This window comes from Pseudomonas maioricensis, from assembly GCF_022790535.1.
Taxonomy (GTDB): Bacteria; Pseudomonadota; Gammaproteobacteria; order Pseudomonadales; family Pseudomonadaceae; genus Aquipseudomonas; species Aquipseudomonas maioricensis.
On record NZ_LOHG01000012.1, the window covers coordinates 61499 to 74948 of the forward strand.

Sequence of the window (13450 nt, forward strand, 5' to 3'; positions counted from 1 at the left end):
CGAATTTACGCTTAACTTAACCAGCATAAAAGCCATTAAGTCTTACAATAAGAGAGCCTGATCATGTCTGATTCCGATAAAAAGCCCCTGCGTTCTGCCCAATGGTTTGGTACTGCCGACAAAAACGGCTTCATGTACCGCAGCTGGATGAAGAATCAGGGCATCGCCGATCACCAGTTTCAGGGCAAGCCCATCATCGGCATCTGCAACACCTGGTCGGAGCTGACCCCCTGCAACGCCCACTTCAGACAGATTGCCGAACACGTCAAACGTGGTGTGATCGAAGCCGGCGGCTGGCCGGTGGAATTCCCGGTGTTCTCCAACGGCGAATCCAACCTGCGCCCCACCGCGATGTTCACCCGCAACCTGACCAGCATGGATGTCGAAGAAGCGATTCGCGGCAACCCCATCGACGGCGTGGTGCTGCTCACCGGCTGTGACAAAACCACCCCCGCTCTGCTGATGGGCGCGGCCAGCTGCGACGTGCCCGCGATCGTCGTGACCGGCGGGCCGATGCTCAATGGCAAGCACAAAGGCAAGGACATCGGTTCCGGCACCGTGGTCTGGCAGATGCATGAGGCGTATAAAGGCGGGCAAATCACCCTCGACGACTTCCTCGCGGCAGAAGGCGGCATGTCGCGCTCGGCGGGTACCTGCAACACCATGGGTACTGCATCGACCATGGCCTGTATGGCCGAAGCCCTCGGTACTTCCCTGCCCCACAACGCGGCGATTCCGGCCGTGGATTCCCGGCGTTACGTGTTGGCGCATATGTCCGGGATGCGCGCTGTAGAGATGGTCAAAGAAGACTTGCGTCTGTCGAAGATTCTCACTAAGGCCGCGTTCGAAAACGCCATTCGGGTCAACGCGGCCATCGGCGGCTCGACCAACGCCGTCATCCATTTGAAAGCCATCGCCGGGCGCATCGGCGTGGATCTGGAACTGGACGACTGGACCCGTATCGGCCGTGGCATGCCAACTATCGTCGACCTGCAACCGTCCGGGCGCTTCCTGATGGAAGAGTTCTACTATTCGGGCGGCCTGCCCGCCGTATTGCGACGCATGGACGAGGCCAGCCTGCTGCCTAATCCGGACGCCTTGACCGTCAACGGTAAATCTATTCGCGAGAATACTCAGAACGCGCCGATCTATGGCGAAGATGAAGTGATCCGCGCACTGGACAACCCGATCCGCGCTGACGGCGGCATTTGTGTGCTGCGCGGCAACCTGGCGCCGCTAGGTGCAGTGCTCAAGCCTTCGGCTGCTACCGCCTCATTGATGCAACACCGTGGCCGCGCAGTGGTGTTCGAGAACTTCGACATGTACAAGGCGCGGATCAACGATCCGGATCTGGACATTGATGCCAACTCGATCATGGTCATGAAAAACTGCGGCCCCAAGGGTTATCCGGGCATGGCCGAAGTCGGCAACATGGGCCTGCCAGCCAAACTGCTCGCCCAGGGAGTAACTGACATGGTGCGCATTTCCGATGCCCGCATGAGCGGCACGGCTTACGGCACGGTGGTTTTACACGTGGCCCCCGAAGCGGCTGCGGGTGGCCCATTGGCGGTGGTGCAGGAAGGCGACTGGATCGAACTTGATTGTGCCAGCGGCCGTCTGCATCTGGACATTCCCGACGCCGAACTCGCCGCCCGACTGGCCGACTGGCAGCCGCCGCAACAGCAACAACTGTTGGTGGGTGGCTATCGCGAGCTGTATGTGAAGCATGTGCTGCAGGCTGATCAGGGCTGCGACTTCGACTTCCTGGTGGGCATGCGCGGGGCGGAAGTGCCAAGGCATTCGCATTGATGGATCAAGCGCTGCTCTGACAGGCGGCGCAACTCCTTGTGGGAGCAGAGCTTGCTCGCGATATATGAGACGCGGCTAGAAGGCACACCGCGTTAGCGTTTATCGCGAGCAAGCTCTGCTCCCACAGGTTCTGCGCTGACCCAGTGGTGCAGTCTCCCACGGCCCAGCGCCGATGCTATGATGCCCCGCACTCATCGCTCAGGATCGACTTGCGTCCCCATGGATTACCGAAAGCCTTCCGACCGCAAAAGCATGCACGCCCGCATTGTCCAGGAGCTGGGCATGCAGATCGTTTCCGGACGTTTCAAACCGGATGAAAAGTTGCCTGCTGAAGCCCTGCTATGTGAGGAATACGCTGTCAGTCGACCAGTGTTGCGCGAAGCAACCCGGGTGCTGGTGGCCAAAGGTCTCGTTTACTCGCGCCCGCGGGTCGGCACTGTGGTCAAAGCCCGTCGTGAATGGCATTTGCTCGATCCGGATGTGTTGCACTGGATCATGCAGTGCACGCCACAAAATGAATTCTTCAATTTGTTGACCAGCGTCCGCGCCGTCATCGAACCCGCCGTCGCAGCCCTGGCCGCGCAACATGCTACCGACGAGGAGATCGCATCAATCGGCGAGGCTTACCAGCGGATGGAAGCTGCGCCAACACCGGAAGCGTTGCTGCAGCCTGACCTGGACTTCCACAGCAGGATTGCCGACGCGACTCACAACGATCTGCTCGCGCACCTGTGCAACATGCTCTCGCTGGCCTTGCGTGAAGCCCTTAAGCACTCAAATCAGCGCCCTAACCTGCATGAGCTGGCGTTGCCGCGTCACAAGGCAATCCTTACCGCCATCGAAAACCGCGACGCCCTCGGCGCCCGGCATGCAACATTGGTGCAGCTGGACGATGCAAGGAATGCGTTGAGTGTGGTGTTGGGGCGGGAGTTGGGGTTGTAACCCTGTTGATCGCATTTACATTGTGGGAGCCGGGCTTGCCCGCGATTGGGTTTACAACCTATCGCGGGCAAGCCTCGCTCCAACAAGTACGGTTATTTCAATGTGAAAACAGTGAATTCCCCACCTTGCCCGCCATTTTCTCAGGCTTGATCAGGAACCGCGCCAACGCTGGCAGCAGCCACAACGCGCCGAACATGTTCCAGAGCAACATGAACGTCAGCATCAGGCCCATGTCAGCCTGGAACTTGATCGCCGAGAAGATCCAGGTGCATACGCCAATCGCCAGACACAGGCCGGTAAACAGTACGGCTTTGCCGGTGGACTTCAAGGTTTCGTAATACGCCTCCTGCAATGGCAGTCCTGCGCGCAGGAAGCTTTCCAGACGGCTATAGATGTAGATGCCGTAATCGACACCGATCCCCACGCCCAACGCCACCACCGGCAAGGTTGCGACCTTGACGCCGATGCCCATGAACGCCATGAGCGCGTTGCCTAGTACCGAGGTCAGCACCAGCGGCAAGACGATGCACAGTGTCGCCGCCCACGAGCGGAAGGTGATCATGCACATGGCCGCCACGCAGATGTAGACCAGAATCAGGATGGTCAACTCGGAGCGTTTGATCACTTCATTTGTGGCCGCTTCAATACCCGCGTTACCCGCTGCCAGCATGAACTCCAGGCCTTCACGATTATTCTCCTTGGCGAACTCCTGCACAGCATGCACGGCGCGGTCCAGGGTTTCTGCCTTGTGGTCGTTGAGGAAGACCAGCAATGGCGCCAACGAACAATCGTTGTTGTACAGGCCGTCCGCCCGGGCAATGGAGCTGTTGAGCACGTCTTTGTTGCGAGACAGGGCTTCCCACTTGAGGTTGCCCTCGTTCATGCCCTTGATGACCTGCTTGGAGACTGTCACCAGAGAAATCGCCGACTGCACGCCCGGCGTGTTCTCCATCTTCCAGGTCAGTTCGTTGATGGCGGACATGGTCGGATACGCGGAGCAGCCTTCTGGCGGCGTCTTGACCATTACCACCAGCACATCAGAGCTGGTGGAGTAGTGGTTGATGATGAAACTGTTGTCCTGGTTGTAGCGTGAATCGGGACGTAATTCCGGTGCCCCCTGGTCGAGGTCGCCAATTTTCAGGTTCTGGCTGTACCAGAGGCCGCCACCGAAGGCGATTAACGCCAGCACGATCGACACCGGAGCGACTTTGGCGCTGGCAAAACCGGAGAGCAGACGCCAGAACGGATGCTCGGACACCGCGTCCTTTTTGCTGCGGTTGATTGCCCTCTTGCTGATCCCCGCGTAGGAAATGGCCACGGGAAGCAGGATGAGGTTGGTGAAGACGATGACCGCAACACCAATCGACGCGCCAATCGCCAGCTCGCGAATAACGCCGATGTCGATGATCAGCAAAGTGATGAAACCCACCGCATCCGCCAGAATCGCGATCATGCCCGGCAGAAACAACTGGCGGAACGTACGCCTCGCTGCAGTCAGGGCGTTATCGGCATCACTGGACTGCAAGGCAATACCGTTGATTTTCTGCACGCCGTGAGAAATGCCGATCGCAAAGATCAGGAACGGCACCAGCATGGAATACGGGTCCAGGCCGAAGCCCACAACGTGCATCAACCCCAATTGCCAGACCACCGCAATCAGGGTGGTGCTTAACACGGCAATGGTGCTGCGAATACACCGGGTAAACCAGATCAACAGCACGAGGGTAATGACGAAGGCCACACCAAAGAACAGCACCACCATCAACAGGCCATCGATCAAGTCGCCGACTTTCTTGGCGAAACCGACGATATGGATCTTGATGTTGGGGTTCTGAGCTTCGTACTTGTCGCGAATTTTCTCTTCCAGTTGATGAGAAAACTGCTGGTAGTCCAGCTTGAGCAGCGTGCCCTGATCCGCCGGGTCCGGGTAGGACTCGAGCAGCGGAACATCAACGATGCTCGACTTGAAATCGTTGGCCACCAGCCGTCCGACCTGCCCGGACTTGAGTACGTTGTTACGCAACTGATCGAGACTGTCGTCGGAACCGTCATAGCTTTGCGGGATGACCTCACCACCGGCAAAACCTTCTTCCGTCACTTCGGTCCAGCGTACGCTAGGGCTCCACAGGGATTTCAGGCCAGAACGATCAACGCCGGATATGTAGAAAACCTCGTCATTGATCTCCCGCAGGGTTTCCATGTACTGCTTGGAAAATATGTCGCCGTCCAGCGCTTCGACCGATATCCGCACCGTGTTACCCAGGTTGGCCAGATCGTTGCGGTGCTCCATCATTTTCTGGATGAAGGGGTGATCCAGCGGGATCATTTTTTCGAAGCTGGTGGAAGGCCGAACCAGCGTCGCCTGCCAGAACAGAAAGATGCTGACCAGCAGACAGATGACGATGACTGCCGGACGATTATTGAAAATCAGACGCTCAAGGAAGGTTTCCTTGCCGCTGCTGTGCTGCTGAGTGTCGTGCAGATTACTCATGCCGAAATTTCCCCGCCCTGATCATTCTTATTGTTGGCTCGACTCGGCGCCCGTCGGCGAGGTGACGCGTACGCCTCCTTGTCCAACCAGAATCAGATTGCCCTGTGCATCAGCCGCCACCCCGGATAAAGAAACCCGGTCAGGACGGTTGTAAACCTTGAATGTCAGGCCGTCGTCGGTGCTGCGCATCACGCTGCCGCCGTTGCCCACCAGCACCAGTGAGCCATCTTCCAGTTGCGTCGCATTGGACAGACCAAACTCCAGCGGCCCCCGCGCAGCCTTTAACTCGATAGGCTCCCAGGTGTCGCCAAAGTCAGCGGAGCGGTAGAGATTGCCACGCAGCCCATACACCAGCAGCGTGCCGGGCTGCCCGGTGCCAATCGCGCCAAACAACGATCCCTGATACGGCCCTTCAAGCTTTTCCCAGGACTCGCCATCGTCTCCAGAGCGGAACATCGCCCCCGCTTCGCCGACGACAAACAGGCCGCTATCGGCAACATGGGTAATGCCATTGAGGTGATATTGATCTTCGTTGTCGAGGCGGTCGCTGACGTCTTCCCAGTGCTGACCGCCATCCACGGTTGTCAGCAACATACCGTAAGCACCGACTGCGAAACCGGTGGTGGTGTCCTTGAACCAGACATCCAGCAACGGTGCCTCGCGCGTCAGGTCTTCGAATTGCTTGACCCATGTGGTGCCGCCATCGCTGCTGGCCAGGACTTGCGCGTCATGCCCCACGGCCCAGCCGTGCTTGTCATCAACGAAATACACAGAGGTCAGGAGTTGCCGGGTTGGCACTTTGGCCTGAACCCAGGTTTTGCCCTGATCATCTGAATACAAAATGTGTCCACGCTCGCCGACCACCACCAGTCGCGCACCCGCATGGGCTACGTCGAGTAGAAGGCTGCGCGAGGCCTTGGCAGATTCGATGGAATACAGAGTGCTCTGAGGCGAGTCAGGGTTTTGGGTCGTACTTTCAGTAGCCGCCATTGATGGCATGGCCAGACTTGATAAAGCCATGATTGCGCACAGCGACCAGGCTGTCGCCAAGGGCTTGCCCATTCGTAATGCCAATGGCTGTCCGACTGCCGAGTCCCCACCGGACTGTGTGCGCCGATTTGCAGGCTCACTCATGAAGCGTCCCCTTTCCATTATTTTTATTAGGCGACTTTTATCAGAAAGCCTTGGCGAAGCGCTCTAGCCTTGGACTTCTGGAAGCCGACCTATCCTATCCAGCTTTGGAAACGCATGACAATCGACATATGGTTATCTTTGGTCGAGGCCTCTTGTGTGATTGGTGGATTATCAGTTGGGGTGATGCAGGCTTAGAACCCTCTCCCCCTGTAGGAGCTGCCGAAGGCTGCGAAAGCGCTGATTCAGATAAATCGCTCGCAGCCTTCGGCAGCTCCTACCGGGGATAATTCATTGCCAGTGTAGGCCGGGTTTGACGGTACGGCCTGCAGGAACCCAAGAAGACCGTAGTCCTGACGGCGCAGGTGCCGTGAACGCACCCGCCTCTTCGCGAATGACTTCGCTCCCACGGATCTGCATTCACCTTCAGGTCACCGCAATCCACTGGGACCGGATTAACGCCATAAAAAAGGGCCCGCCGCTTGCACGGAAGGCCCTTTCATCAACCGGTGTTTTTACTCGGCGAGGCTTTTGCTTACCACTTCGAACACGTCGCTGGACAGCTCACCCGAGTCACGGATGCGTACCAGTTCGGCCTTCATCAGTGCCTGTCGTTTGCTGTCGTATTTGCGCCAGCGGGTCAATGGTGCCAATTGGCGCGAGGCGATCTGCGGGTTGAAGCCGTTGAGCTGGATCACCAGATCGGCCAGGAAACGGTAGCCGGAGCCGTCCGCAGCGTGGAAGTTGATCAGGCTCTGACCCGCAAAGGCACCAATCAGCGCACGGACCTTGTTCGGGTTCTTGATGTTGAATGCCGGGTGCTGCATCAACGCCTTGACCCGCTCAAGACCGCCAGGCAACGGACTGCCTGCCTGAACGCTGAACCATTGATCCATGACCAACGGGTTGTCTTTGAAGTTCTCGGCAAACACCGCCAGCGCCTTGTCCTTCTCGGCGGTAAACGGCGAGTTGACCAGCACCGCAAGGGCCGTCAGGCGCTCGGTCATGTTGTCGGCGGTATCGAACTGCTCGATGGTCGCGGCCAGGACTTCCGGTTTCTGGCTGAGCATCAGGTACGACAGGCTGATGTTTTGCAGGGCGCGACGGGCGAAATGCTCGGCTTCAGCCACGTATTCAGTGGCTTTCGACACCTTGCGATTAGCGGTGTAGCGCGCCCACAGAGCGTCGAAAAGGCTGTCGGCAAGCTGTTTGCGCACGAACTCACGAGCGGCATGGATAGCATCGACGTCAGCCACTTCGCTGATTTCGGTCAGATAGGCTTCACCCGGCAAAGAAAGCATTTCGGCAATCATGGCCTGATCCAGCGAAGTATCAGCCAACACCGTACCCAGAGCAGTAATCAGACGCTGATCGAGTACCAGCGGTTGGCCTTTCTGATGCTGCCCAATCAATTCCTGCAGCACCTGCACCGACAGTTGCTGACCCGCATCCCAGCGATTGAAGCCGTCGCTGTCATGTTGCATGAGGAACATCAACTGATCGCGGTTGTACGGGAAGCTGAGTTTCACCGGGGCCGAGAAACCGCGCAGCAGCGACGGTAATGGCTGTTCGGCGATGTCCACAAAGGTGAAGGTCTGCTCGGCTTCGGTGACGGAAATCACCCGCGTATTGCCAGCGGCAGCGTCTTCGCCTTGCAGGCGCAACGGGATTTCGCCGCCCTGCTTGTCCAGCAAGCCCAGTTCTACCGGGATCACGAACGGTTTTTTGCTCTCGCCCGGCTGGCCCGGTGTGGTCGGGCAGCTCTGGCGGAAGGTCAGGCTGTAGGTTTTGGCAGCGCTGTCATAGGACTCGCTGACCGCCAGACGCGGCGTACCGGCCTGGCTGTACCAGCGCTTGAATTGGGTCAGGTCAACGCCATTGGCGTCTTCCATGGCCTTGATGAAGTCGTCGCAGGTCACGGCCTGGCCGTCGTGACGCTCAAAGTACAGGTCACTGCCTTTGCGGAAACCCTGTGCGCCGAGCAGCGTATGAAGCATGCCAACAACTTCCGAACCCTTTTCATACACGGTCAGGGTGTAGAAGTTGGAAATTTCGATGAAGCTGTCCGGGCGTACGGCGTGGGCCATCGGGCCGGCATCTTCGGCGAACTGGTGGGTACGCAGGTACGCCACGTCCTGAATGCGCTTGACCGTGGCCGAGTTCATGTCTGAAGAAAAGCCTGCATCGCGGTAAACCGTAAAGCCTTCTTTCAACGACAGCTGGAACCAGTCACGACAGGTCACGCGGTTGCCCGACCAGTTGTGGAAATATTCGTGGGCAACGATGGCCTCGACACGCTGGTGTGCGGCGTCGGTGGCGGTTTCAGCACGGGCCAGCACGGCGCTGGAGTTGAAGATGTTGAGACCCTTGTTTTCCATCGCGCCCATGTTGAAGTCGTTCACGGCGACGATCATGAAGATATCCAGATCGTACTCACGACCGTAGGTTTCTTCGTCCCAGCGCATGGATTTCTTCAGGCTGGTCATGGCGTGCTGGCACTTGTCGATGTTTTCCGGCTCGACATAGATACGCAGGGTCACTTCCCGCTCGCTCACGGTGGTGAACTTGTCTTCGACGCACCACAGATCGCCCGCTACCAGGGCGAACAGGTACGCCGGTTTCATGAACGGGTCCTCCCAGGTTGCCCAATGCCGGCCGTCATCTTCCGGGCCGCTGGCAATCGGGTTGCCGTTGGAGAGCAATACCGGGAAGTTGTGCTTGTCGGCGCTCAGCGTCGTGGTGAACTTGCTCATCACGTCCGGGCGGTCGAGGTAGTAGGTGATCTTGCGGAAGCCTTCAGCCTCGCACTGGGTGCAGAACATGCCGCTGGATTTGTACAAGCCCTCCAGTGCGGTGTTGGTTTCCGGGTGGATGCGCACGCTAGTGTCGACCGTGAACGACTCGGCCTGCGGGTGCAAAGTCAGGTGATCCGGAGTCAACTGGTAATCAGCGGCGCTCAATTCGGCGTCACCGAGCCTGACCGACAGCAGCTCCAGCAACTGACCGTCCAGCACCAGCGGTGGCAGGCCTGCGCCACGCGCCGGATTGCGGCGCATGACCAGTTGCGCGTGAACCAGCGAGTGGTCATCGAACAGCTCGAACGTCAGGTGCGTTTCGTCGATGAGGTACTCAGGGGCCTGATAGTCCTTCAGGTAAATCATTTGCGGTTGTTCGGTGCGCATGATGAGTCCTCTTACTGATGCACGGCGAGCTGATAAGCCGTGTATTTACGAATATTGATCACGCCGGTGTCGAAGATCAGGTACTGGCCCTTGATCCCCAGCAATGTGCCTTCAGCGATCGGGTTCTTGTCCAGATTGAAGCTGACGATCTTGGTCGGGTACGCCTCTACGGGGTAGCGGATCTCGATCGGTTCGACGTCATGCAGCATTTGGATGGCCTGCAAGCCAAATCGTTCTTGCAGCCCGGCCAGGCCTTCGGCGCAACTGTCGAACAGTTGCTGGCGAATGGCGGCCAGGTCCACAGGCTGTGCGTCGCCTTTGAGCAACGCCCGCCAGTTAGTGCGGTCGGCGACCTGGCTGCGCAACAGGTCTTCGACGAAACCGGATTGCTGGCGGGTCGCAACCCGCAGGATCGGCAACGCCTGACTGGCGCCCTGATCCAGCCAGCGGGTTGGCAGCTGCGTGGCGCGGGTAATGCCGACTTTGACGCCCGACGAGTTGGCCAGGTAGACCACATGATCGGTCATGCAGAACTGCTCGCCCCACGCCGGATCACGACACGTGCCGTGCTCGTGGTGGCACTTTTCCGGACTCATGATGCAGATGTCGCACTGCGCCAGCTTCAGCATGCACGGGTAGCAATAACCCTGGCTGTAGCTGGACTTGGTCTTGCGTCCGCAATGGCTGCAATGGATAGCGCCAAGGAACTCCAGACGGACTGTTTTGCCAATCAGCGGGTTGACCGGAATCTCCGTGTCACCCAGACGAAACGCATACTGCACCGCCGACGCGTCCAGACGCGCCGACATTTTATTAACGGCTCCGCGACCAATCTCAATCAATGGATAGCATCCGACTTGAACAGGATATTCGGCACGGTCGTGGACTTGGACGCACACTCCTGCGGGCCCATGTAACCGATGCGCTGGTCTTCCGGCAGGTTCTGCACTTCCCAGGCAATCAAGGCCTGCAAGGACAACTCACGCTGTTCCTGAGTCAGTTTGCGGCCATCGGACCATTTCCCGATTTCCACAGCCAGCTTCAGGCTTTCGTAGATGTCCGGGGTGATGTTTTCAATCATTTCGGCAAAAGAGGACATAGCGCACTCCTGACTCTTAATTAACCAGCATTCAAAATCAGGCTCTGACCCGGGCAATTGCCCCGCCAATCAGACCTGTTACACAACCCATGATCAGCCCGCCGACATGGGCACCGTTGGCGATTTCGCCAAAGCCCAGCATGCTGACCAATCCTGAAAGACACAGCACCAGCCAGGCCAGCATCATCACCAGCACACCCCGCGGTAAACGATAGATGGGGTTGGGTGCCAGCAATTGAAAGATCCAGCAATGACCCAGCAGGCCATACAGAACGCCGGACAACCCACCGAACAGGCTGGCACCGCCGAACTGATATTGAATGGTGTTGGAAGCTGCACTGAACAGCAGAGTCAGACCGAGCAAATGCAGGCTGCCCTGACGCCATTCGATACGGCGGCCCAGCTCCCAGTACCACATGGCATTCATGGCCAGATGCAGGATGCCGAAGTGAATCAGCATCGGCGTGACGATTCGCCACCATTGACCGGCGGCCAGGCTGTCGCCGGGCGGTAGAAACGTGGCGTACTCGCCATGCACGCGAAAATCGAGAAACGTCAGCCAGCGCACTGCGTCAAGGTTCTCCCCCAGCAGCGTGATCGCGCCAACGATCAATGAAGCCAGCAGCACCAGCGTGGTAACCGGGCTCTGACGCAACTGCTGCACAAAACCGGGCCGTGGAGCCTTGGTACTCTGCTCGCCCGCTGGCAGCTGATAATGCTCGTCGCCCTCCGGGTATTGCTGATACAGAGCCCGGATATCGTCCGCCAGTTGCGGCGTATCCGGCACCCACAGCACTTGCTCACCCGCCTCTTCGCTGACCCGGTGCGGCACGCGCAGGCGATTCAACAAACTGACGAAGCCACTCAGGTCGGTGGTCAACGGCAGACGCAATACAGCAACAGGACTCATCAAACAGCCTCGGGACGTTCAACATCAACCCAGACGAACTTGTCCGGGTCTATGCAGGTTTCCTGGTCAAGCCGGTAGGCGACCAGTTTGCCGTAGAGCACGGCGCTGTAGTCCAGGCAGGCCAGGTTTGGCCGGATCGGAGCAGGGATGCCGCTGCGCCAGTAATGGCCTACAAACAGCAGCGGTTCATCGGCGCCGTAGCGCAGCAAGGCATTCTTTTCCGTGGTGGACAGCGGCGTCTTGGCCACGCCTTCGGGCAGAGCGTCCGGCTGAAACACCACATCGCCGTAGGTTTGCGGGTCGTCTTCCCAGAACTTGGTGCGGAAAAACTCGCGGGTCAGGCCATCACCGCCGGTCAGCGTGATGCCATGGGGCAGACGCATGTCGGTGCCACGCAGTAAACGGTCAAACACCGCGCAGGCAAAACTGCCCTGCACCGCCGACGCCTGAACGAACTGCTGATTGATGCAGCCGCCGCCATGCATGGTGATCAGCGGAGTGATCAGGCTGGCATCCCAGCAGGCATGCACAACCCGGAAGCGTCCGGCATCCATGAACAGTGGCAGCTCGTAGAACCAGTCGACGAATTCTTTCCACTCATCCGGATAGTCTTCGAACTGGGTCAGGGTCTCGCCCATGAGTTTGCTGTGACGCAGCGAGTGCTCGCGCACAAACTGCTTGCCACTCTCCGGCGGGGCGGGGGTGTGCCAGCCCAACGCGTTGAATTCATGGTTACCCATGATGCACAGCGCGTGACCCGCCTTGACCATGTCGCGCACGATATGCAGCGATTCGCGAATCAACGGGCCGCGGTCAATGATGTCACCGAGAAATAACGCGATGCGTTCAGGGTGGCGCCAGACGCCCGCCTGAAAGCGATAACCCAGCACGCTGAGCAGTTTCTCCAGCGTGTGGGCACAACCATGCACGTCACCGATCAAATCGTAGCTACGCGCGGGATCGAGCATCAGTCGCCTCCACCACCAAGTCGGCTACCCCAGCCAAGCTTGGTGCGACAGACTTCATAGTAGTTGTGATCAAGGGGGTGAATCAGACGCAGCTTCTGCGATTTCTTGCTGACCGTGATGGTGTCGCCCGGTGCGCAGGTGAAGTGGTTCTGCCCGTCGCAGGAAACTTGCGGATAAATCGTCATGTCCTTGGACACCACGATTTTCAGCTCGCTGTTGCCATCAACCACGATAGGCCTGCCGGACAAGGTGTGCGGGTACATCGGCACGATCACAATGGCATCCAGCTTGGGATGCATGATCGGCCCGCCAGCCGACAATGCGTAAGCAGTTGACCCGGTAGGCGTGGCGACGATCAGGCCATCGGCCTTCTGGCTGCACACAAACTGGCCGTCGATGTAGATCTCGAATTCGATCATCCGCGTCGACTTGCCGGGATGCAGCACGACATCGTTGAGCGCGTCGCCCTGACCGATGGCTTCGCCGTGACGGCGGACTTCGGCCTGCAACAGGAAGCGGTTCTCGACCAGATAATGGCCGTCGAGCACTTCGGCTACTTTGACTTCCAGTTCGTCAGGGCGAATATCGGTCAGGAAGCCCAGGCTGCCCCGGTTAATACCCAACACCGGCACGTTGTGTTTGGCCAGCGCACGGGCGGCACCCAACAGGCTGCCATCACCACCCACCACGATGACCATGTCGCAGACTTCGCCGAGCATCTTGCGCGATGAGGTTTGCAGGCCATGGCCAGGCAAAACCTCGGCGATGGTGTCTTCCAGAATGACGTGCAGGTGCCGTTCCAGCAGGAATCTCTTGAGTCGGCGCACGGTATCGAGCACCTGAACACTGCCCAGGCGACCGATGATGCCGATATTACGAAACTGCTCCATGGGGCTCCTGCGGGGTTCGATGCGGCTT

The 13450-nt window shown here is 58.6% G+C and carries 10 protein-coding genes; 2 read left to right on the forward strand and 8 right to left on the reverse strand.

What is annotated here, in order from left to right; translation table 11 throughout:
* Positions 1-63 precede the first annotated feature (63 nt).
* Both AUC61_RS18690 and AUC61_RS18695 read left to right on the forward strand, forming a co-directional pair.
* Positions 64-1809, forward strand: a complete 1746-nt coding sequence (locus AUC61_RS18690) for an IlvD/Edd family dehydratase (RefSeq protein WP_243247664.1) — start codon at positions 64-66, stop codon at positions 1807-1809.
* Positions 1810-2028: 219 nt separating this feature from the next.
* Positions 2029-2751 carry a FadR/GntR family transcriptional regulator gene (locus AUC61_RS18695; RefSeq protein ID WP_087265582.1) on the forward strand — a complete coding sequence of 241 codons (723 nt, stop codon included), beginning with the start codon at positions 2029-2031 and terminating at the stop codon, positions 2749-2751.
* Between the two features lie 97 nt (positions 2752-2848).
* On the opposite strand, the gene AUC61_RS18700 is transcribed toward AUC61_RS18695, so the two are convergent.
* From AUC61_RS18700 to AUC61_RS18735, 8 genes are all read right to left on the reverse strand, one after another.
* Positions 2849-5242, reverse strand: coding sequence for an efflux RND transporter permease subunit (locus AUC61_RS18700; RefSeq protein WP_243247665.1), 2394 nt, complete (start codon positions 5240-5242; stop codon positions 2849-2851).
* 27 nt (positions 5243-5269) lie between these two features.
* On the reverse strand, positions 5270-6376 hold the full coding sequence (locus AUC61_RS18705; protein WP_422765497.1) for a WD40/YVTN/BNR-like repeat-containing protein: 1107 nt from the start codon (positions 6374-6376) through the stop codon (positions 5270-5272).
* Positions 6377-6888: 512 nt separating this feature from the next.
* Positions 6889-9555: an aminopeptidase N gene (gene pepN, locus AUC61_RS18710; protein WP_243247666.1), complete on the reverse strand. Its 2667-nt coding sequence runs from the start codon at positions 9553-9555 to the stop codon at positions 6889-6891.
* An 11-nt stretch (positions 9556-9566) separates the two neighbouring features.
* Entirely contained in the window at positions 9567-10397 is an 831-nt protein-coding gene (locus AUC61_RS18715) for a DUF2797 domain-containing protein (protein ID WP_205504999.1), read from the reverse strand.
* On the reverse strand, positions 10394-10654 hold the full coding sequence (locus tag AUC61_RS18720) for a YeaC family protein (protein ID WP_027902009.1): 261 nt from the start codon (positions 10652-10654) through the stop codon (positions 10394-10396). Before AUC61_RS18720 ends, AUC61_RS18715 begins: the two co-directional genes overlap by 4 nt.
* A gap of 37 nt (positions 10655-10691) precedes the next feature.
* Entirely contained in the window at positions 10692-11564 is an 873-nt protein-coding gene (locus tag AUC61_RS18725) for a rhomboid family intramembrane serine protease (RefSeq protein WP_243247667.1), read from the reverse strand.
* Entirely contained in the window at positions 11564-12532 is a 969-nt protein-coding gene (locus tag AUC61_RS18730) for a metallophosphoesterase (protein ID WP_243247668.1), read from the reverse strand. The genes AUC61_RS18725 and AUC61_RS18730 overlap by 1 nt, the downstream gene beginning before the upstream one ends.
* Entirely contained in the window at positions 12532-13422 is an 891-nt protein-coding gene (locus tag AUC61_RS18735) for an NAD(+) kinase (protein ID WP_122664886.1), read from the reverse strand. The genes AUC61_RS18730 and AUC61_RS18735 overlap by 1 nt, the downstream gene beginning before the upstream one ends.
* Positions 13423-13450: the final 28 nt, after the last annotated feature.

Coding starts and splice junctions, on each gene's coding strand:
- AUC61_RS18690 (WP_243247664.1), top strand. CDS start 64: ATGTCTGATTCCGATAAAAAGCCCCTGCGTTCTGCCCAATGGTTTGGT.
- AUC61_RS18695 (WP_087265582.1), top strand. CDS start 2,029: ATGGATTACCGAAAGCCTTCCGACCGCAAAAGCATGCACGCCCGCATT.
- AUC61_RS18700 (WP_243247665.1), bottom strand. CDS start 5,242: ATGAGTAATCTGCACGACACTCAGCAGCACAGCAGCGGCAAGGAAACC.
- AUC61_RS18705 (WP_422765497.1), bottom strand. CDS start 6,376: ATGAGTGAGCCTGCAAATCGGCGCACACAGTCCGGTGGGGACTCGGCA.
- pepN (WP_243247666.1), bottom strand. CDS start 9,555: ATGCGCACCGAACAACCGCAAATGATTTACCTGAAGGACTATCAGGCC.
- AUC61_RS18720 (WP_027902009.1), bottom strand. CDS start 10,654: ATGTCCTCTTTTGCCGAAATGATTGAAAACATCACCCCGGACATCTAC.
- AUC61_RS18725 (WP_243247667.1), bottom strand. CDS start 11,564: ATGAGTCCTGTTGCTGTATTGCGTCTGCCGTTGACCACCGACCTGAGT.
- AUC61_RS18730 (WP_243247668.1), bottom strand. CDS start 12,532: ATGCTCGATCCCGCGCGTAGCTACGATTTGATCGGTGACGTGCATGGT.
- AUC61_RS18735 (WP_122664886.1), bottom strand. CDS start 13,422: ATGGAGCAGTTTCGTAATATCGGCATCATCGGTCGCCTGGGCAGTGTT.